This is a genomic window from Polaromonas sp., assembly GCF_012927415.1.
Taxonomy (GTDB): Bacteria; Pseudomonadota; Gammaproteobacteria; order Burkholderiales; family Burkholderiaceae_C; genus Polaromonas.
The window spans coordinates 13,177-31,636 of record NZ_JABBPF010000156.1 but is presented as its reverse complement, the minus strand read 5'-3'; the positions used below and the strand labels follow the sequence as shown (position 1 = coordinate 31,636).

Sequence of the window (18,460 nt, the reverse complement as noted above, 5' to 3'; positions counted from 1 at the left end):
GGTATAGATTTTTCGAATGACCCACTGCTGGCCGGTCGTATCCATTCCTATGTGGACACGCAGATATCGCGCTTAGGTGGTGCCAATTTTCACGAGATTCCGATCAATTCGCCGATTGCCCAGGTTCATAACAACCAGCGCGACGGCATGCATCGCCAAGCCATTGTGCGCGGTCGGGTGGCCTATGAACCCAATTCTCTTGCCGGAGGTTGTCCCTTCCAGGCCGGTGCGGCGCAAGGTTTTGTGTCGGTCCCCGCGCGACTCCAGGCGCAGGAAGAGCAAGCGAAGGTGCGCGGCAAACCTGAAAAGTTTGCCGATCATTACACCCAGGCCACGTTGTTCTATCAAAGCCAGACACCGGTCGAGCAGGCACACATCGCGGCGGCATTCCGTTTCGAATTGAGCAAGGTCACCGTGCCTGCGATCCGGCAGCGCATGGTAGCGTCGCTGCGCAACGTATCGGAGGGGCTGGCACGAAAAGTGGCCGACGGACTGGGTATTGATTCGATGCCTGCAGCGTTACCGCTTGCGCTGGCCAGGCCCGCCAAACCTGAAGTCACTGTTTCGCCGACGCTGTCCCTGCTGGCAAGGCCGGGAGATGGCTCAATCAAAGGTCGCAAAATCGCACTGTTGATTGCCCCCGGCGTCCGGAGCGATTCCGTTGTGCAGCTGCAGGCTGCGTTGCTGATTGAAGGCGTGGTGCCGCGGCTCGTGGGACCGCGCATCGGCCCAATCACCACGGCTGAAGGCGGTAGTCTGGAGGCAGATGCGTCGCTCGAAAACGAGCCGGGTTTTCTCTTTGATGCGCTGGTTTTGCCCGACGGTGATGCCGGAGTAAAAGCATTGGCAAGCGACGCTCACACGATGGAATTCATCATGGACCAGTACCGTCATTGCAAAACCATTCTTGTGCTGGGTGCGGCCACGGCGCTGCTGGAGAAAGCCGGTTTGTCCGCAACCCTCTCAAACGGCAAGCCTGACGCCGGCTTGATCATTGCCGCTTCCGGCAGCATGGTTGAAGCAGCAAAGGCCTTCATTCGGGGCGTCGCCCACCACCGGCATGTGGAAAGGGAAACCGATCTAACGCGTGTTTGACCGAAGACCCATAAAAAAACGCGGCTCAGGCCGCGTTTTCGGGAACGGTATTAGCGCTTATTCAACCTTGGCTTTCTTGCGGAGCTCTTCCTGGAATGCGGCAAGCTTTTGCTGCTGCATCTGTTGGGCGATCTGGGGCTTGACTTCGTCGAAAGAGGGCAGTTGCGCGGCGCGGATATCGTCAACGCGTATGACGTGGTAGCCGAATTGCGACTTAACCGGCGTTTCGGTGGTCTGGCCTTTACTCAGCTTGAGCAGGGCTTCCGTGAACTCAGGCACGTAGCTCGAAGGATTGGCCCAATCAAGATCGCCGCCCTTCGCGCCTGACCCAGGGTCCTTGGACTGTTTTTTTGCAATATCTTCAAACTTGCCCCCTTTTTTCAGGCTGGCAATGATCGCGGTGGCATCGGCTTCCTTTTCCACCAGAATGTGGCGGGCCTTATATTCCTTGCCGCCGTTGGCCTTGGCAAACTTGTCGTATTCGGCTTTCAGTTCGGTATCGGATACCGGGTTTTTCTTTTGGTAGTCAGCGAACAGTTCACGGATCAAGAGAGTCTGCCGGGCGAGTTCCATCTGCGCCTTGAAGTCGTCGCTTGCAGACAAGCCCTGTTTCTCGGCCTCCTGCATGAACACTTCGCGTGCAATGACTTCTTCACGCATCTGGCCTTCCATTTCTGGCGTGACTGGCCGGCCCGATTTGGCGACTTGCTGGGCCAACGCGTCAAGACGGGTCTTGGGAACCGCTTTTCCGTTGACGATGGCCAGGTTCTGGGCTAACACGCCTTGAGCACTCAAGGCCAGCAGGCCGGCAACTGCTGTGGCGAGTAAAAATTGTTTCTTCATGATTGAGTTGTAATCCTTTGAGGGTGTTGGTCTTGCTGTTCAGTTGCGAATAAATTTTTGCGGAAAACAACAGGGGTTCAGGGTGAGTCAAGAATCTCTATGGCCAGAGCGTGAAGGCCCTGATCTATGAAATTTTGCATTGCATCATACACAAGCCTGTGACAGGCCAGGCGAGTCTTGCCGGCAAAATACGGACTGGCAATGCGCACGCGAAAGTGCGAGCCAAAGCCTTGGTCATTGGCGCCGGCATGACCCGCATGGTCTGAGCTTTCGTCGAGAACCTCCAGCCGTGTGGGTTTAAGCCGCGCTTGCAGTTGCTGCTCAATCTCGGTTGCACGTACAGGAATGGGCCGGTTGAGGGACTGATTTGTGCTCATGGCGTGGCGTCCGGCTTGATGTGTTTGTTGAGAAATATCGCTTGCGCAAGCACAAACACCAGCATCAGACCCAGGCCGCCGAAGAGTTTGAAGTTGACCCAGGTGCTGGTCGGGAAGTTGAATGCTACCCACAGGTTGAGAAAACCCATCAGGGTAAAAAATGCCACCCAGCTGAAATTTACGATACGCCAGACGGAATCCGGCAATGCCATTTGTGCGCCCATCAAGGATTTGATGCCGTTTTTCCTGAACACCAGCTGACCTACCAACAAGGAGCCGCCCATCACCCAATAGAGCACCGTCGGTTTCCATTTGATGAAGCTTTCGCTGTGAAAATAAATCGTGGCACTGCCGAGTACCGTGACCAGCGCCAGACTGACCCACAGCATGGTGTCGACTTTTCGGCCGCGGGCCTTGATCCAGAGGATCTGTGCCAGTGTGGCCACAATGACGACTACCGTTGCCAGCAAGACAGGCGCTTCCGCAGGTCCGACCACGCCGCCGGAGACCATGAAGCCCAGCCAGTCGGTCGCGATGCTGGCGGCCCAGTCCTTGTGGCCTTCAGCGTACTTGAACATGCCGAAAAAAAGCATGATCGGCAGGAAATCGAACAAAATTTTCATGACTTGATTATGGAGGAGTGGTTTTCAATCAAAAAATGGGGCCCGACGTGGTCGGGAGACTGCGGCACAGGAAGCGAAAAGTGAGGGACCGCAGAACTGACCGCAGGCGGCACCATGCCAGCCAGCGCCGCCGAACCGGCTTTGCCAGGCCGAAAACGCCACGGCCTCCGGGGGGCCGCGCAGTACGCGAAGCGACAAGCGTGGGGGCAATCTCACGTCGACTTGAAATCCAGCGAAGCGGAGTTCATGCAGTAGCGCAAGCCTGTAGGCGTAGGTCCGTCGGGAAACACATGCCCCAGATGCGCGCCACAATTTGCGCAAACGGTTTCGGTGCGGGCCATGCCCAGCGATCGATCCACATGCTCTTCAATGGCGCCTTCCCTTACTTCCTCGGAAAAGCTCGGCCAGCCGCAACCGGCATCGAATTTGGCGGAAGAATCAAAAAGCTCGGCGTCGCAGCACATGCAGCGGTAGGTGCCTTTGGCCCGGTTGCCGTCGTACTTGCCGGTAAACGGGCGTTCGGTGGCAGCATGGCGGGTGACCTCGAAGGCAAGCGGTTCCGCACCTTTTTCAGCAAGGCTTTCCATTCGGCATCGGTTTTCTGGATTTTGGCGCTCATAATTTTCAAGTCCTGGTGTTTTGAAGGAAGAGTGTTACGAACTGCAACTAATCTCAATTGAAGCCGCCCATGCTGGTGGAAACGCGGCAAAGCTGTCATGACCTGGATGCTCTTCAAATGGAGATTGCAATAGTTGCAGCAAAGTATCGACCTTCGAGAAGTCTTTTAGTTTCGCCGCCCGAATGGACTCTTCACCCAGATGGTTGCGAAACACGAACCTGGGGTTATTTTTAAGCATCAAATTGGCCTGTAGTCCAATATCCACGGTCGCAATGCGCTCTGAATACTGTAGCGCCCAAGCGTTGAAGGATTCGCCATCAAAAAACAGCTCTCGTACCGCTTCATGGCCGCTTTGGGCGGTGAAGCTGCAAAGGCGACGCCAGAAAATTGTGTAGTCCACTTTGTTGCTGGCCAGTAGCCGGAAGGTGTTGTCAATCAGCTCCTGGTCTTCGGGCTGTTCATCGGGCAGGCCTAGCTTGGAACCCATCCGGGCATGGAGCGCTTTGGGAAACACCGTTTTGTAGGATTCCAGCGCTGCCAGCGCCTGGTCCTGTTCTTCGATCAGTGGCAGCAAAGCCTGGCCGATGCAAAACTGGTTCCAGTTGGCCATGTTGGGCTGCTTGTTGTAGGCATAGCGGCCCTGATGGTCTGAATGATTGCAAATGTGGCCGGGGTCGAACGCATCGAGAAACTGGAAAGGACCGTAATCGATGGTCAGGCCCAAAATACTCATGTTGTCGGTGTTCATCACGCCATGGCAAAAACCGACAGCCTGCCAAGCTGCCACCATGCGCGCCGTGCGCTCGCTCACCGCTTCAAGCAGCGCCGCATAAGGCTGGCGGGCGTCACGGCAGGCGGGGTAAAAGCGGTCGATCACATAGTCGGCCAAAGCCTTTAGCTGGACGTGTTGATTCGAGTAACTGAAGTGCTCAAAGTGGCCGAATCGGATAAAGCTGGGTGCGGTTCGGGTCACGACGGCGGCCGTTTCTATTTCTTCGCGCCGCACCGGGGCATCCGAGCCCGTCACGCAAAGCGCGCGCGTCGTCGGAATACCCAGTCCATGCATGGCTTCAGAACACAAAAATTCACGGATCGAGCTGCGCAACACCGCGCGGCCATCACCCATGCGGGAGTAAGGCGTGCTGCCCGAGCCCTTGAGCTGGATCTCTTGCGGGCCAAGAGGGGTTTCAATCTCGCCCAGCAGCAGCGCGCGGCCGTCTCCCAATTGTCCCGCCCAAACCCCGAACTGGTGGCCGCTGTACACGCTGGCCAGCGGTTTCGAGCCCGGAAGCAGCTGGTTACCGCTGAGTGCCGCCAAAGCCTCGGCGGATTCAAGCCAGTGCTCTTGCAGACCAAGTTCGCGCGCCAAGGCGCGGTTGCGTCCCACCCAGTAAGGAGAAGCAAGAGGTCTGGCTTCAAGTTCTGTGTAGAAATCCGGACCCAGACGGGTAAAGCCGTTAGTCCATTTCAAGGAATGCCCGGCAGGGATCGGGCTGGCTGGCGCGTTGTCGAGTGCTGGGATCATGAACGGATTGTGCTGGAGGCCTGCCAGCCCTGCGCGCCAGGGGTTAACTGCTGCTGCGAAACAGCCGCGGTGTCGCCAATGTGGCGCAAATACGGTTTTCCCCGGGGGTGGCAGGGATGGGCGCGCGGTAACATTCACCCGGAAGACAGCGGATTTCAAAGCACGCCCATAAAGGCAGAAAAGGAAACAGGCCATGTTAGGTTTGATGCAAAGCCAGCCACTGATGATCTCGTCATTGATCGAATTCGCCGCGCGCCACCATGGCGATGCGGAAATTGTCTCGCGTCGCGTGGAGGGGGATATCCATCGCTACACGTACAAGGATGCTGCCCAACGCTCGCGTCAGGTTGCCAATGCACTGGATGCGCTGAAGCTGAATTTCAGTGACCGTGTCGCCACGCTGGCGTGGAACGGTTACAGGCACCTGGAGCTGTATTACGGCGTCAGCGGCTCAGGCCGCGTGCTGCACACCATCAACCCGCGCCTGCATCCCGACCAGATCGCGTGGATTGCCAACCACGCAGAAGATCAGGTTCTCTGTTTCGATTTGAGTTTTCTGCCCCTGATACAGGCCGTGCATGGCAAATGCACCACGATCAAGCATTACATCGCGCTGTGTGATGCCGACAAGCTTCCGGCAGATTCAGGTATTCCAAATCTATTGAGTTATGAAAGCTGGATCGGCGCGCAATCGGATGACTACGATTGGCCCGAATTCGATGAAAACACCGCTTCCAGCATGTGTTACACCAGTGGCACTACGGGTCACCCCAAAGCAGCGCTGTACAGCCACCGCTCCAGCACGCTGCACGCTTATGCAGCAGCCTTGCCCGACGTGATGGGCATGTCGGCGCGCGATGCCATTTTGCCAGTCGTACCCATGTTTCACGTCAACGCCTGGGGCATTCCTTACTCGGCGGCGCTTACCGGAGCCAAACTGGTGTTTCCTGGCCCCGCGCTGGATGGCAAGTCGGTCTATGAGTTGATCGAGGCGGAAAAGGTCACTTACGCTGCCGGAGTTCCCACTGTCTGGCAGATGTTGCTGACGCACATGAAACCCGGGGGCTTGCGGTTTTCCACTCTTCGCCGCACGGTGATCGGCGGCTCGGCATGCCCGCCGGCCATGATCAAGGCTTTTAATGACGACTACGGTGTGGAAGTGCTGCACGCCTGGGGCATGACCGAAATGAGCCCGCTGGGCACACTCTGCACCTTGAAAAACAAGCATGACAGCTTGTCTTCCGACGAGAAAATGACTATTCGCCTCAAGCAGGGGCGTGCGATTTACGGCGTAGACATGAAAATTGTCGATGGTGCTGGCGAGGAGTTGTCCTGGGATGGGAAGACGTATGGCGACCTGCTAGTGAAGGGTCCCTGGGTAATCCGCGAATACTATAAAGGCGAGGGCGGCGACCCGCTGGTGGACGGCTGGTTTCCTACCGGTGACGTGGCCACAATCGATGCAGATGGTTATATGCAGATCACCGACCGTAGCAAGGATGTCATCAAATCCGGCGGCGAATGGATCAGCTCGATTGACATCGAAAACATCGCGGTGGCGCATCCTGCGGTCGCCATGGCAGCCTGCATTGGCGTGGCGCACCCCAAGTGGGATGAGCGGCCCATCATTGCCGTGGTTAAAAAGCCGGGCATGGAGGTCACGCGTGAGGAACTCCTCCAGTTTTACGAGGGCAAGACAGCCAAATGGCAAATTCCTGATGACGTGGTGTTTGTCGACACCATTCCACTCGGAGCGACCGGGAAAATGTTGAAGACCAAACTTCGGGAACAGTTAAAAAATTACAAATTGCCAGTCTGATCGATATGCCGAGTCGCCCATGCGATAGCAGCGCGGGGCTCCTAGGGACAATCCCTGAGCGCCGCAACGCACAAAACCCGTACGCTCACTACGATGTTGAAACAAAGGAAACAAGCGATGAAATTTGCTCTTAAATCCGTAGCGGTATGCGTAATTCTGGCGGGCGCTTCGGTCGCTTTCGCTCAAAAGGGAGAAACCGTAAAAATCGCGATGATTGAAGGCCTCTCGGGACCTTTCGGCAATGTGGGCCAGAACCAGCTGAAGAACTGGCAATTCGTCATTGACCGCCTCAATGGCGCCAAGAATGTGGCGGGCGTCAAATTCGAGATTGTGCCGATAGACAGCAAAAGCTCGCCCCAGGAGGCACTCAACGGGCTCAAGTCTGCCATTGACCAGGGTATTCATTACGTTGTCCAGGGCAATGGTTCTGCCGTCGCTTTGGCGCTGGCAGATGCAATCGCCAAAAACAACGAACGCAATCCCGGCAAGGAAGTGATTTTTCTCAATTACGCAGCAGTAGATCCCGCGCTGACCAACGAAAAATGCTCCTTTGCCCACTTCAGGTTGGATGCCGACACTTCGATGAAGATGGAGGCCCTCACATCTTTCATGAAGGATCAGCCCTAGGTCAAGAAGGTTTATCTGCTCAACCAGAATTACTCGCATGGTCAGCAGGTTGCCAAGTATTTCAAGGAGGGCCTGACTCGCCACCGTCCTGATGCGCAGATCGTGGGTGAAGACCTGCATCCTTTCGGCCAGGTCAAAGACTTTGCACCCTATGTGGCCAAGATCAAGGCAAGCGGCGCAGACACGCTGGTCACCGGCAACTGGGGTCAGGATATGACCTTGCTGATCAAGGCCATTACCGAAGCCGGCCTGAAGATCCCGATTTATGCCTACTACGCAGGCGTTTCCGGAACGCCGACCGCACTGGCGGCTGCGGGCGATATCGAGGTTTACCAGATTGCTTACAACCACTCCAACTACCCTGGCGAAATAGGTGCCATGGCTACGGAATTCAAAAAGAAATATAACGACGACTTTTACACATTCTCGATCTATAACGGCGTGGTGCTGTTGGCCGAGGCCATCAAGAAGGCCAAGTCAAGTGATCCCATCAAGGTGGCGTCCGCCATGGAGGGCCTGTCATTCAAGGGGTTCAATGGCGAATCGCAGATGCGCAAATCAGACCATCAGATGCAGCAGGGCCTGTACATCTCCAAATGGCAAAAGGTCGATGCGAAAAACACTTACAGCGTCGAGAACACCGGCTACACCTTCGCGCCGGTGAAATACGTTGATGCCTATGTGGCCAGCACGCCGACCAGTTGCCAGATGAAACGCCCCTGACCTTAGCCGGCTTTGACGCGACGCCGGGGTGGCAGCAGCCTCACCCGGCGTTTTTATTGGCGAAAAGACAAATCTTTGCCAATATCCCTTTCCAACGCCGCTGATGTAACGGGTACCGCATGGAGTTTTTTACCATTTCGCTTTTGAACGGGCTCAGCTATGGCCTGTTGCTGTTCATGCTGAGTTCAGGGTTGACGTTGATTTTCAGCATGATGGGAGTGCTCAATTTCGCGCATGCCTCCTTCTACATGCTCGGTGCCTATTTTGCGTATGCTGTCACCAGTCTGGTGGGGTTCTGGCCTGCACTGATCGTTGCTCCTTTGCTGGTTGGTTTGATAGGCGCAGCGTTTGAAAGATTCTGCCTGCGCCGGGTTCACAAGTTTGGCCACGTGCCCGAGTTGCTGGTAACTTTTGGCCTCAGCTACATTCTGGTGGAACTGGTGCAACTGGTCTGGGGCCGCATTGCAGTGGATTACCGGATTCCGGAAGCCTTGAAAGGCCCCTTGTTTACCTTGTACGGTACGCAGTTTCCGATGTACAGAGGCTTCATGATGGTTGTGGCGCTGTTCATGTTGGTGGCTGTCTGGTTATTGCTCAAGCGCACCCGCATCGGGCTGGTGATTCAGGCGGCTTTGACCCACCCCGAGGCGGCGGAGGCCTTGGGCCACAACGTGCCGCGCGTGTTCATGCTCGTGTTTGGTGGAGGTGCTGCTTTGGCAGGTCTGGCAGGTGTCATCGGGGGCAATGCCTTTGTGACCGAACCGGGCATGGCGGCGGCCGTGGGCTCCGTCATTTTTGTGGTCGTGGTGGTGGGAGGCATGGGGTCTCTGGCCGGGGCTTTTCTCGCCTCCGTCCTCATCGGCGTCATCCAGACGTTTGCCGTGGCGGTCGACAGCTCACTGATGAGTGCGGTGAGTGTGCTGGGTGTCACGGTCACACCAGAGACCTTCGGTTACGCGCTGCTCAAGCTCAAGGTCAGCCAGATTGCGCCTATCCTTCCGTATCTGTTTTTGGTGTTGATGCTCATTTTCCGGCCCAAGGGTCTTTTGGGCACCAGGGAAGGCTAGTCATGGCACAAAACTACTACCAATTCAAATCCCAGAACAGGGGACGCTTCGTGGTCTGGAGCCTTTTTGCAGTCCTTTTGTTAGTTGTCCCTCTGGTGTTTACCAGCAGCCTGAGCCATACCATCCTGTCGCAGATGGGTATCGCCATCATTGTTTGCCTCAGCTACAACATGCTGCTGGGACAGGGCGGCATGTTAAGTTTTGGGCATGCGGTTTACTCAGGAATGGGCGCCTTTATCGCCATTCATGTGCTGAACCTCGTCAGCCAGGGCCGGTTGCCATTGCCGGTTAGTCTGATCCCGCTGGCAGGCGGGATGGCGGGCTTGGGGGTTGCGCTATTGCTGGGCTGGGTTACCACCAAAAAATCAGCCACCACGTTTGCCATGATTACGCTGGGCGTTGGTGAACTGGTCTGGGCCATGTCCCTGATGTTTCCTGATTTTTTTGGCGGGGAGGGTGGTGTATCCGGTAATCGGGTCACCGGCCCCAAGCCTTTGGGAATCACGTTTGGCCCACAAATACAGTTGTACTACCTGATTGCGATATACACCTTCATCAGCACCGCCCTGATGTTTGCCTTTACCCGCACGCCCCTGGGCCGCATGTTGAACGCCGTACGTGACAACCCTGAACGGGTTGAGTTTGTCGGCTATGACACGCAAAAAGTACGCTTCCTCTCCTTCGTGATAGCCGCTTTTTTTGCCGGTATCTCGGGCGGTCTGGCCGCGTTGAATTTTGAGATTGTGACCTCTGAAGTAGTTAGCGGATATCGTTCGGGGGCTTATCTTCTCTTTACCTTTCTGGGCGGGGCCACCTTTTTCTTTGGCCCCATCATTGGTGCGGTGCTGATGGTGCTGGCATTTGTGTTGCTCAGTGAGTTCACCAAGGCCTGGCTGCTTTACCTCGGGCTGGTTTTTCTCTTCATGGTCATGTTCGCACCGGGCGGCTTTGCCAGCCTGATCATGATCAACGTCCGTGTGGCTTCATACGGGAAGCTCAAACCCCTGTGGCTCAATTATCTGGCGCTGCTTGTCACTGCCGTCATCGCCTTTGTGGGCGCCGCTGCCATGATAGAAATGCTCTACCATCTGCAGCTTGATGCGGCCTTGGGGTCGCAGCTTCATTTCATGGGCGTCCGGCTCAATGCCGCTGGCGCTGGAAGTTGGGGTGCAGCTGCTTCTGTGATGCTGGTGGGTCTTGGTTTTTTTGAACTGGCGCGTCGACGTTTTACCGGTAAGTGGGGCGATATCCAGGAGTCAATAGAAAAAGAAATCAAGCGGCGGGAGGCCCTGTGAGCGCTTTAGAACACTATGCACTTGAACTCAAAGACCTTCGTAAAAGCTTTGGAAAAACTGAGATTATTCGTGGCATCAACCTGGCCGTAAAACCGGGTGAGCGCGTCGCCATAATCGGGCCCAACGGGGCGGGAAAGTCGACACTGTTCAATCTGATCAGCGGGCGCTTCGAACCCAGCAGTGGCGAGGTGTTACTCAGTGGCCTGCGGATCAACGGCAAAAAACCGTTCGAAATCAACCGGCTCGGCCTGTCGCGCAGTTTCCAGATCACCAATATATTTCCCAAGCTCAGCGTCTTTGAAAACCTGCGCTGCGGTGTGCTTTGGAGTCTGGGCTACAAATACACCTTCCTGAAATTCCTGGCCAATCTTCACGACGCCAACGCGCGTGCGGACGAGTTGATGACAATGATCAAGCTCGACAGAAAACGGGATGTGCTGGCCATCAATCTTACTTACGCCGAACAGCGTGCGCTGGAAATCGGCATCACCATCGCGGGGGGTGCCGGCGTGATTTTGCTTGACGAGCCGACGGCGGGCATGAGCCGCTCCGAAACCAGCCGGTTTATCAGCCTGATTAAGGAAGTCACGGTGGGCAAGACGCTGCTGACAGTTGAGCATGACATGGGTGTTGTGTTTGGCCTGGCCGACAAGATTGCCGTCGTGGTCTATGGGGAAGTTATCGCCTATGACGTACCCGAAGCGGTGCGCGCCGACCCGCGTGTCCAAGAGGCTTATCTGGGTTCATCAGTGGCTGACGCGCAAGGGCAGGGTCATTGACATGCAAGACGACACCAAAAGTGGGCCAGCGGCAACTTTCATGCTGAAACTTACCGATTTGCATGCTTTCTACGGCAAGAGCCATGTGCTGCATGGGGTCTCCTTCGACGTGAGGGCGGGCGAAATTGTGGCCTTGCTGGGACGCAATGGTTCGGGCCGTTCGACCACTGCAAAGGCCATCATGGGGCTGGTCGATTGCCAGGGCTCCATCTGCTGGAAAAATTTAGAAATCGGCGGAAAGAAGGCTTACCAGATTGCCCATCTCGGCTTGGGTTATGTTCCTGAAAACCGCGACATTTTCCCCAAACTTACTGTGCATCAGAACCTGCTGCTTGGCCAGAAGGGTTCGGGTAAGGGGTCGCGCTGGTCATTCGACGACATGTACACCCTGTTCCCCCGGCTGCGCGAGCGCCAGCACACCGAAGCGGGGGTACTTTCGGGCGGTGAACAGCAGATGCTTACGCTTTGCCGCACCCTGATGGGCGACCCAGACCTTATCATCATTGACGAGCCAACCGAGGGACTGGCGCCCAAAATCGTGGAGCTGGTCGGCCAATACCTGCAAACCCTCAAGGCCAGGGGCATCTCGGTGCTGCTAATTGAGCAGAAGCTGACGATTGCGATGGCAATCTCAGACCGGGTGTTGGTGATGGGCCATGGCAGCATCGTTTTTGATGGAACTCCCGACAGCCTGCGGGCTGATGCGTACATTCGGAAAGAGTGGCTGGAAGTGTGAGCCACTCACCTGCCTTGTCACTGTTGAGACAAACGCGGGAAAAATTAGGGTAAACCCGGACCGAGGAGGACTTGTGCCGTCCTAAACCCTCCCTACAATAAGAAAAGAACGGTCGTACTATTTTTTGGCATTTGCCAGGCAGCTGGCCCGGGGCTGATTGCCATCGGGATATTCACCAATGAAATTTCAATCAAGGAAAGACACACCTCAATGACAACCCTCTACGAAGTTCACGGCTCGGTGGCGCTGATCACCCTGAATAATCCGCCTGTCAACGGCCTCGGTCACGCCACACGTTTGAGCATGACCGAAAACCTGCAAAAAGCCAATGATGACGATGCCATCAAGTCCATTGTCATCACCGGTGCCGGCAAAGCTTTTTCGGGCGGTGCCGATATCAAGGAGTTTGGTTCGCCCAAGGCGATGCAGGAGCCTAACCTGCACAGCGTTATCCAGATGATCGAAAACTCTTCCAAACCAGTGGTCGCTGCAATTCATTCGGTCTGCATGGGCGGCGGACTGGAGTTGGCGCTGGGTTGCCACTACCGCATCGCCGCACCGGGCTGCAGCGTGGCCCTGCCGGAGGTCAAGCTTGGCTTGTTGCCAGGCGCGGGCGGCACACAGCGCCTGCCGCGCGCGCTTGGCGTGGAGCCTGCGCTGAACATGATCGTCAGCGGCGAGCCTGTCAAAAGTGAGTTGCTGGCGCAAATTCCCGGACAGAAACTGTTCGACAAAATGGCCTCTTCGGCAGAGTCGCTGCCCGACGAGGCTTTTGCCTTTGCACAATCGATTGCCGACATCCGCCCGCTTCCGCTGGTGCGCAACCTGCCGTGCAAGCACCGCAACGGTGACGCATACTTCCAGTTTGCGCGCAACATGGTCAAGGGCATGTCGAAGAATTTTCCCGCGCCGCTCAAATGCGTGGACGCTGTCGAAGCCGCAACCAAGCAAAAGTTTGCCGATGGCCTGCTGTTCGAGCGTGAACTCTTCATCAACCTGATGTGGACACCGGAAAGTCGTGCACTGCGCCACATCTTCATCGCCGAACGCGCCGCCTCCAAAATACCGGATGTGCCGCAAGACATGCCACAGCGCGACATCAAATCCATTGCCGTGATTGGCGCCGGCACCATGGGTGGCGGCATCGCGATGAACTTTCTGAACGCGGGCATTCCCGTCAAAATGCTTGAAATGAAGCAGGAAGCTCTGGACCGCGGTATTGCCACGATTCGCAAAAATTACGAATCGCAGGTTAAAAAAGGCAAGCTCAAGCAGGATAAATACGAGCAGCGCATGGGCCTGCTCAGCACTACGCTGAGCTACGACGACCTTAAAGACTCCGATATGGTGATCGAAGCCGTGTTCGAAGAAATGGGCGTCAAGGAAAAAGTATTCACCGAACTTGACCGGGTCATGAAACCCAGCGCGATCCTGGCGTCCAATACCTCGACACTGGATCTGAACCAGATTGCCTCCTTTACCAAGCGTCCCGAAGACGTGGTGGGCCTGCATTTCTTCAGCCCGGCCAACATCATGAAGCTGCTTGAAGTGGTGCGCGGCGAAAAAACCGCCAAAGACGTCATGGCCACGGTCATGGCAGTCGCGAAAAAAATCCGAAAGACGGCGGTGGTCTCTGGCGTGTGCGACGGCTTTATTGGCAACCGCATGATTGAGCAATACGGCCGACAGGGCGGCTTCCTGCTGGACGAGGGTTGCACACCCGCCCAAGTTGACAAAGCAATCGAGAAATTCGGTTTTGCCATGGGACCGTTCCGCATGGGTGACCTCGCCGGCAACGACATCGGTTGGGCCATTCGCAAGCGCCGCTATCAGGAAAAACCAGGCATGAAGTACAGCAAGACTGCCGACCTGCTGTGTGAAAAAGGCCGCTTCGGCCAAAAAACCGGCGCCGGCTGGTATGACTACGTGGCCGGCAAGCGTGACGCAATTCCCAATCACGAAGTTGTTGCGATGATCGAAGAGCATCGCAAGTCACTGGGCATCAGCCCACGCAAGATTTCGGACGAAGAAATAGTCCAGCGCCTGGTGTATTCACTCGTCAACGAAGCAGCGCATATCCTGGAAGAAGGCATTGCGACCAAGGCCAGCGACATCGACATGGTTTATCTCATGGGCTACGGTTTCCCGATTTACCGTGGTGGTCCCATGCTGTACGCCGACCAGGTGGGCCTCTTCAACGTGGTGCAGGCTATGAACCGCTTTGCAAAAAATCCGCTTGACGACGCCAGCTTCTGGAAGCCTGCGCCGCTGCTGGCCAGGCTGGTTGCCGAAGGCAAGACCTTCAACTGATCAGTGCAAGCGAAAACCAAGCCCCCCTAATTCCGGAGATTTTCATGAGCTCAGCAGTAATCGTTTCCACCGCCCGCACCCCTTTGGCCAAGAGCTGGACGGGGTCCTTCAACATGACGCACGGTGCCACCCTGGGTGGCCATGCGGTTCAAAATGCGATAGCCCGCGCTGGCATTGAAGCCGGCGAAGTCGATGATGTCATCATGGGTTGCGCCACGCCTGAAGGCGCGACTGGTGCCAATATTGCACGTCAGATCGCCCTGCGCGCCGGTTGCCCGGTCACCGTCTCGGGCATGACCGTCAACCGCTTTTGCTCCTCCGGGCTGCAGGCGATTGCACTGGCGTCGCAGCGCGTAATCGCCGGCGAAGCTGACATTTTCGTGGCTGGTGGTGTGGAAAGCATTTCCTGCGTCCAGCAGGAGATGAACACCCACATGCTGCGCGAAGACTGGCTCGTAAAAAACAAGCCTGAAATTTACTGGAACATGCTGCAAACCGCCGAGCAGGTTGCCAAGCGCTATGGCATCAGCCGCGAACGCATGGACGAATACGGTGCCGCCAGCCAGCAAAAGGCAACGGCTGCGCTGGCTGCGGGGCTGTTTGATGCTGAAATTGCACCCATCACCGTGACGGCCGGTGTTGCCGACCCGGTGATGGGTTTGATGACAAAACAGGTCACTGTGACGAATGACGAAGGCATACGAGCGGGAACGACCAAGGAAGGCATCAGCGGTTTGCGCTCCGCCATTCCGGGCGGCCTGATTTCAGCCGGCAATGCCAGCCAGTTCTCCGATGGCGGTGGTGCGGTTGTGGTGATGGACGAAACCGTCGCCGAGCGAAAAGGTTTGACGCCGCTGGGCCGCTTCCTCGGCTTTGCGGTAGCCGGCTGCGAGCCCGATGAAATGGGCATCGGCCCGGTGTTTGCCATTCCCAAGGTGCTTGCCAGGCTGGGTTTGAGCGTCAGCGACATCGACCTGTGGGAACTGAACGAAGCCTTTGCCGTGCAGGTGCTGTATTGCGCCGACAAGTTGGGTATTCCGATGGACAGGCTCAACGTCAATGGCGGCGCAATTGCAGTCGGCCATCCCTACGGCGTCACCGGCCAGCGCCTGACAGGCCATGCGCTCATTGAAGGTAAACGGCGCGGCGCCAAGCGCGTTTGCGTCACCATGTGCATTGGCGGCGGCATGGGCGCTGCCGGCATTTTTGAAGTGCTGTAAAAGGGTTGTATCCATCATGAACGCCACCCTGTTCCTGCAAAAAGGGCAGGGGCTTCTTGCCCGGCAACCTCGCAACGTGCTGATTGACGCTCAGTTGCACTTTCCGGTGACCGAAAAAGTTCTTCGGCCAGATAGCTTTGTGCACGGCGGGGTGGTCAGTGATGCGGTCGATAACGCGCTGGCCGATGCCAGCGGCTCGGCATGTGGCATGCCAGTGATCACTTTCGCATTCAAGATCAACTACGACCAGCCAGTCATTGGAGAGTGGCTGATTGCGCGCCCAGGCGATGGATTCTAAAAGTTCGCAAACATTCTGCTGCGGTGACGTTTTTGCGGTGGTGAATGGCGAGGAAAAACTCTGCGCTGTGGCCCAAGGCACGACTGCCCGTTTGTCCGGCGAGAAAACGCCTCAATAAATCCCTCGGGAGATTGAACAAAACCATGAACCTCCGGCCCACCCTTGATTTCTTGCTTTATCAGTGGCTTGACGCCGAGTCACTGAACCAGCGCGAACGCTTCGCCGACCACAGCCGCGAAACCTTTGATGCCGTGTTTGACGCCTGCGAGCGGATTGCGCGGGAGAAATACGCGCCGTTCAACCGCACTGTCGATACGCAGGAGCCGCAATTTGACGGTGAAAAAGTCATTTTGCCGCAGGCGACATACGACGCGCAAAAGGCCTATGCGGCTTCGGGAATGCTCAGCGCCGCACAAGACTACGAAATTGGCGGGATGCAGCTGCCCTACACGGTAGAAGCCGCCGCCAACGCGTTTTTTGCCATGGCTTCGGTCAGCATCGGGTCCGGCATGCTGACCACCGGCAATGCCAATTTGTTGATGGTGCATGGCACGCCAATGCAGAAGGACGTGTTTGCCAAGAACGAGTTTTCAGGCCGCTTTTCCGGCACCATGTGCCTGTCGGAGCCTCAGGCGGGCTCCTCGCTAAGCGATGTGATGACGCGCGCCGTACCCGACGGCGTTGACTTCGAAACCGACCCGTTGGGCTCTCGCTTTCGCCTCAAGGGCAACAAGATGTGGATTTCAGCCGGCGAGCATGAGCTGACGGACAACATCATTCACCTGGTGCTGGCCAAGATTCCCGGCCCTGATGGCAAGCTGATTCCAGGAACGAAAGGCATTTCGCTGTTCATCGTTCCCAAAAAAATGGTGGACATCGCTGGCGAACTTACCGGCGTTCGCAACGACGTGGCGCTGGCCGGGCTGAACCACAAGCTGGGCTGGCGCGGCACGACCAACACGCTGCTCAACTTTGGCGAAGGCAAGTACCCGGTGAATGGCCAGGCCGGGGCCGTTGGGTACCTCGTGGGCAAGCCGCACCAGGGTCTTCGCTGCATGTTTCACATGATGAACGAAGCCCGCATCGCCATCGGCATGGCGGCTGGCATGCTGGGTATGGCCGGCTATTACGCCTCGCTCGACTATGCTAAAAACCGGCCGCAGGGCAGGCCCGTCACTGGCGCAGGCAAGGACGCCTCTGCCCCGCAAAGCCGCATCATTGAACACCCCGATGTCAAGCGCATGCTGCTGGCGCAAAAGGCGTATTGCGAAGGCGCGCTGGCGCTGGAGCTGTATTGCGCCCGGCTGGTCGATGAGCAGCACACTGCGGCGCCAGAGGCTGCCGACGACGCCCGGCTGCTGCTCGAAGTGCTGACGCCGATTGCCAAAAGCTGGCCCAGCGAATGGTGCCTGGAGGCCAATTCGCTGGCGATCCAGGTGCTTGGCGGCTATGGCTACACGCGTGATTTCCCAGTCGAGCAATACTGGCGCGACAACCGCCTGAACATGATCCACGAAGGCACGCATGGCATTCAGGCCCTTGATTTGCTGGGGCGCAAAGTGTTGATGGAAGGGGGCAGGGGGTTTGAGCTGCTGGCCGCGCGTGTCAACCTCACCATCCAGCGCGCTACGCCAGAGTCCGAACTGGCCGAGCACGCGCTGGCGCTTGAAACGGCCTTCAAACAGCTCCGCACGGCCACCCAGGCCGCATGGTCCACGGGGAAGCCGGGCGAGGCGCTGGCCAACGCCGTGCCTTACATGCAGGCTTTCGGACATACCGTACTGGCGTGGATATGGCTGGACGTGGCGCGTGCCGCATTGGCGGTCGACACCACAAAATCCATGGCCTGCACCGTAGGAAGACTGGGCGCTACCCGCTATTTTTACAACTATGAATTGCCGAAGATCGGAGCCTGGTTGGGGGTGGTTCAAACGCGCGACCTGACCTGCGCTGGCATGCCCGAAGAAGCTTTTTGATGGGATTTTTCAAGCCCTCTTCAGATCCGGTTTCAACCAAGGTGGTGGCGTGGCTGCAGTCCTTGATCTGGGTGCTGATTTATGGCGGCTTGCTGACGCTGATCCTTGGCCTGTTTGTGGAGCGCGTGGATGATGACATGGGATGGACGATGGTGGCTGGCGGCTGGATCGTTGCCTCGCTCGGGGGTCTGCTTATTTACGTGCGCTCCAGAATCGGGGTGGAGTCATGATCAAGCACATTGTGATGTGGCGACTCAAAGACACTACGGATGCTGGACACTTCAAGGCCGAGCTGGATAGCTGCCGCGAGCTGGTGCCGGGCATGCTCGCGTTTGAAGTCGCCATCAGGACAGCCGGACTGGAAGCCAACTGCGATGTTGTGCTTTACTCGGTATTTCAAGACAGCGCAGCACTGGCTGCCTACCAGAATCATCCTCATCACCAGTACGTCAGTAGCGGTCTGGGCGCCTTGCGCGAAAGCCGTAGCGTGCTGGATTATGAAATTCAAAGCGACTAAAAAGGAGATCT

At 56.8% G+C, this 18,460-nt stretch carries 16 protein-coding genes and 2 pseudogenes; 13 read left to right on the top strand and 5 right to left on the bottom strand.

Features of this window, described 5'->3' with window-relative positions; genetic code table 11:
* The coding region (locus tag HHJ19_RS13300) for a catalase-related domain-containing protein (RefSeq protein ID WP_296908167.1) at nt 1-1,095 on the top strand (1,095 nt) is incomplete at its 5' end.
* A 57-nt stretch (nt 1,096-1,152) separates the two neighbouring features.
* On the opposite strand, the gene HHJ19_RS13295 is transcribed toward HHJ19_RS13300, so the two are convergent.
* The 5 genes and pseudogenes from HHJ19_RS13295 to HHJ19_RS13275 form a co-directional block, all read right to left on the bottom strand.
* Nucleotides 1,153-1,938 carry a peptidyl-prolyl cis-trans isomerase gene (locus tag HHJ19_RS13295; RefSeq protein WP_296908165.1) on the bottom strand — a complete coding sequence of 262 codons (786 nt, stop codon included), beginning with the start codon at nt 1,936-1,938 and terminating at the stop codon, nt 1,153-1,155.
* A gap of 77 nt (nt 1,939-2,015) precedes the next feature.
* A complete protein-coding gene (locus HHJ19_RS13290) occupies nt 2,016-2,315 on the bottom strand; it encodes a BolA family transcriptional regulator (RefSeq protein WP_296908163.1) in 300 nt (99 codons plus the stop codon).
* Nucleotides 2,312-2,938: a septation protein A gene (locus tag HHJ19_RS13285; protein ID WP_296908161.1), complete on the bottom strand. Its 627-nt coding sequence runs from the start codon at nt 2,936-2,938 to the stop codon at nt 2,312-2,314. Before HHJ19_RS13285 ends, HHJ19_RS13290 begins: the two co-directional genes overlap by 4 nt.
* A 212-nt stretch (nt 2,939-3,150) precedes the next feature.
* Nucleotides 3,151-3,557: pseudogene (gene msrB / locus HHJ19_RS13280) on the bottom strand (peptide-methionine (R)-S-oxide reductase MsrB).
* A gap of 34 nt (nt 3,558-3,591) precedes the next feature.
* Nucleotides 3,592-5,082: a YdiU family protein gene (locus HHJ19_RS13275; RefSeq protein ID WP_296908159.1), complete on the bottom strand. Its 1,491-nt coding sequence runs from the start codon at nt 5,080-5,082 to the stop codon at nt 3,592-3,594.
* Between the two features lie 193 nt (nt 5,083-5,275).
* Between HHJ19_RS13275 and HHJ19_RS13270 the strand changes: the two genes are divergently transcribed.
* From HHJ19_RS13270 to HHJ19_RS13215, 12 genes and pseudogenes are all read left to right on the top strand, one after another.
* Nucleotides 5,276-6,901, top strand: a complete 1,626-nt coding sequence (locus HHJ19_RS13270) for a 3-(methylthio)propionyl-CoA ligase (protein ID WP_296908156.1) — start codon at nt 5,276-5,278, stop codon at nt 6,899-6,901.
* 117 nt (nt 6,902-7,018) lie between these two features.
* Nucleotides 7,019-8,251 (top strand): annotated as a pseudogene (locus HHJ19_RS13265) (branched-chain amino acid ABC transporter substrate-binding protein).
* Between the two features lie 119 nt (nt 8,252-8,370).
* Nucleotides 8,371-9,318 carry a branched-chain amino acid ABC transporter permease gene (locus HHJ19_RS13260; RefSeq protein WP_296908155.1) on the top strand — a complete coding sequence of 316 codons (948 nt, stop codon included), beginning with the start codon at nt 8,371-8,373 and terminating at the stop codon, nt 9,316-9,318.
* Between the two features lie 2 nt (nt 9,319-9,320).
* Nucleotides 9,321-10,613, top strand: a complete 1,293-nt coding sequence (locus HHJ19_RS13255) for a branched-chain amino acid ABC transporter permease (RefSeq protein WP_296908153.1) — start codon at nt 9,321-9,323, stop codon at nt 10,611-10,613.
* Nucleotides 10,610-11,392, top strand: coding sequence for an ABC transporter ATP-binding protein (locus HHJ19_RS13250; protein ID WP_296908151.1), 783 nt, complete (start codon nt 10,610-10,612; stop codon nt 11,390-11,392). Before HHJ19_RS13255 ends, HHJ19_RS13250 begins: the two co-directional genes overlap by 4 nt.
* Before the next feature lie 40 nt (nt 11,393-11,432).
* Nucleotides 11,433-12,128: an ABC transporter ATP-binding protein gene (locus HHJ19_RS13245; protein WP_296908148.1), complete on the top strand. Its 696-nt coding sequence runs from the start codon at nt 11,433-11,435 to the stop codon at nt 12,126-12,128.
* 210 nt (nt 12,129-12,338) lie between these two features.
* Complete coding sequence (locus tag HHJ19_RS13240; protein WP_296908147.1) at nt 12,339-14,438, top strand: 3-hydroxyacyl-CoA dehydrogenase NAD-binding domain-containing protein; 2,100 nt, start codon at nt 12,339-12,341, stop codon at nt 14,436-14,438.
* Nucleotides 14,439-14,482: 44 nt separating this feature from the next.
* Complete coding sequence (locus tag HHJ19_RS13235) at nt 14,483-15,658, top strand: acetyl-CoA C-acyltransferase (RefSeq protein ID WP_296908145.1); 1,176 nt, start codon at nt 14,483-14,485, stop codon at nt 15,656-15,658.
* A 16-nt stretch (nt 15,659-15,674) separates the two neighbouring features.
* Nucleotides 15,675-15,956 carry a hotdog domain-containing protein gene (locus HHJ19_RS13230; RefSeq protein ID WP_296908143.1) on the top strand — a complete coding sequence of 94 codons (282 nt, stop codon included), beginning with the start codon at nt 15,675-15,677 and terminating at the stop codon, nt 15,954-15,956.
* 143 nt (nt 15,957-16,099) lie between these two features.
* On the top strand, nt 16,100-17,932 hold the full coding sequence (locus HHJ19_RS13225) for an acyl-CoA dehydrogenase (RefSeq protein WP_296908141.1): 1,833 nt from the start codon (nt 16,100-16,102) through the stop codon (nt 17,930-17,932).
* Nucleotides 17,932-18,162 carry a hypothetical protein gene (locus tag HHJ19_RS13220; RefSeq protein WP_296908139.1) on the top strand — a complete coding sequence of 77 codons (231 nt, stop codon included), beginning with the start codon at nt 17,932-17,934 and terminating at the stop codon, nt 18,160-18,162. Before HHJ19_RS13225 ends, HHJ19_RS13220 begins: the two co-directional genes overlap by 1 nt.
* A complete protein-coding gene (locus tag HHJ19_RS13215; protein ID WP_296908138.1) occupies nt 18,159-18,449 on the top strand; it encodes a Dabb family protein in 291 nt (96 codons plus the stop codon). The genes HHJ19_RS13220 and HHJ19_RS13215 overlap by 4 nt, the downstream gene beginning before the upstream one ends.
* Nucleotides 18,450-18,460: the final 11 nt, after the last annotated feature.

What these genes read in the sequence shown, in the direction of transcription:
- HHJ19_RS13295 (WP_296908165.1), bottom strand. Translation starts at nt 1,938, where the DNA reads ATGAAGAAACAATTTTTACTCGCCACAGCAGTTGCCGGCCTGCTGGCC.
- HHJ19_RS13240 (WP_296908147.1), top strand. Translation starts at nt 12,339, where the DNA reads ATGACAACCCTCTACGAAGTTCACGGCTCGGTGGCGCTGATCACCCTG.
- HHJ19_RS13235 (WP_296908145.1), top strand. Translation starts at nt 14,483, where the DNA reads ATGAGCTCAGCAGTAATCGTTTCCACCGCCCGCACCCCTTTGGCCAAG.
- HHJ19_RS13215 (WP_296908138.1), top strand. Translation starts at nt 18,159, where the DNA reads ATGATCAAGCACATTGTGATGTGGCGACTCAAAGACACTACGGATGCT.
- HHJ19_RS13290 (WP_296908163.1), bottom strand. Translation starts at nt 2,315, where the DNA reads ATGAGCACAAATCAGTCCCTCAACCGGCCCATTCCTGTACGTGCAACC.
- HHJ19_RS13230 (WP_296908143.1), top strand. Translation starts at nt 15,675, where the DNA reads ATGAACGCCACCCTGTTCCTGCAAAAAGGGCAGGGGCTTCTTGCCCGG.
- HHJ19_RS13285 (WP_296908161.1), bottom strand. Translation starts at nt 2,938, where the DNA reads ATGAAAATTTTGTTCGATTTCCTGCCGATCATGCTTTTTTTCGGCATG.
- HHJ19_RS13225 (WP_296908141.1), top strand. Translation starts at nt 16,100, where the DNA reads ATGAACCTCCGGCCCACCCTTGATTTCTTGCTTTATCAGTGGCTTGAC.
- HHJ19_RS13260 (WP_296908155.1), top strand. Translation starts at nt 8,371, where the DNA reads ATGGAGTTTTTTACCATTTCGCTTTTGAACGGGCTCAGCTATGGCCTG.
- HHJ19_RS13220 (WP_296908139.1), top strand. Translation starts at nt 17,932, where the DNA reads ATGGGATTTTTCAAGCCCTCTTCAGATCCGGTTTCAACCAAGGTGGTG.
- HHJ19_RS13245 (WP_296908148.1), top strand. Translation starts at nt 11,433, where the DNA reads ATGCTGAAACTTACCGATTTGCATGCTTTCTACGGCAAGAGCCATGTG.
- HHJ19_RS13270 (WP_296908156.1), top strand. Translation starts at nt 5,276, where the DNA reads ATGTTAGGTTTGATGCAAAGCCAGCCACTGATGATCTCGTCATTGATC.
- HHJ19_RS13275 (WP_296908159.1), bottom strand. Translation starts at nt 5,082, where the DNA reads ATGATCCCAGCACTCGACAACGCGCCAGCCAGCCCGATCCCTGCCGGG.
- HHJ19_RS13255 (WP_296908153.1), top strand. Translation starts at nt 9,321, where the DNA reads ATGGCACAAAACTACTACCAATTCAAATCCCAGAACAGGGGACGCTTC.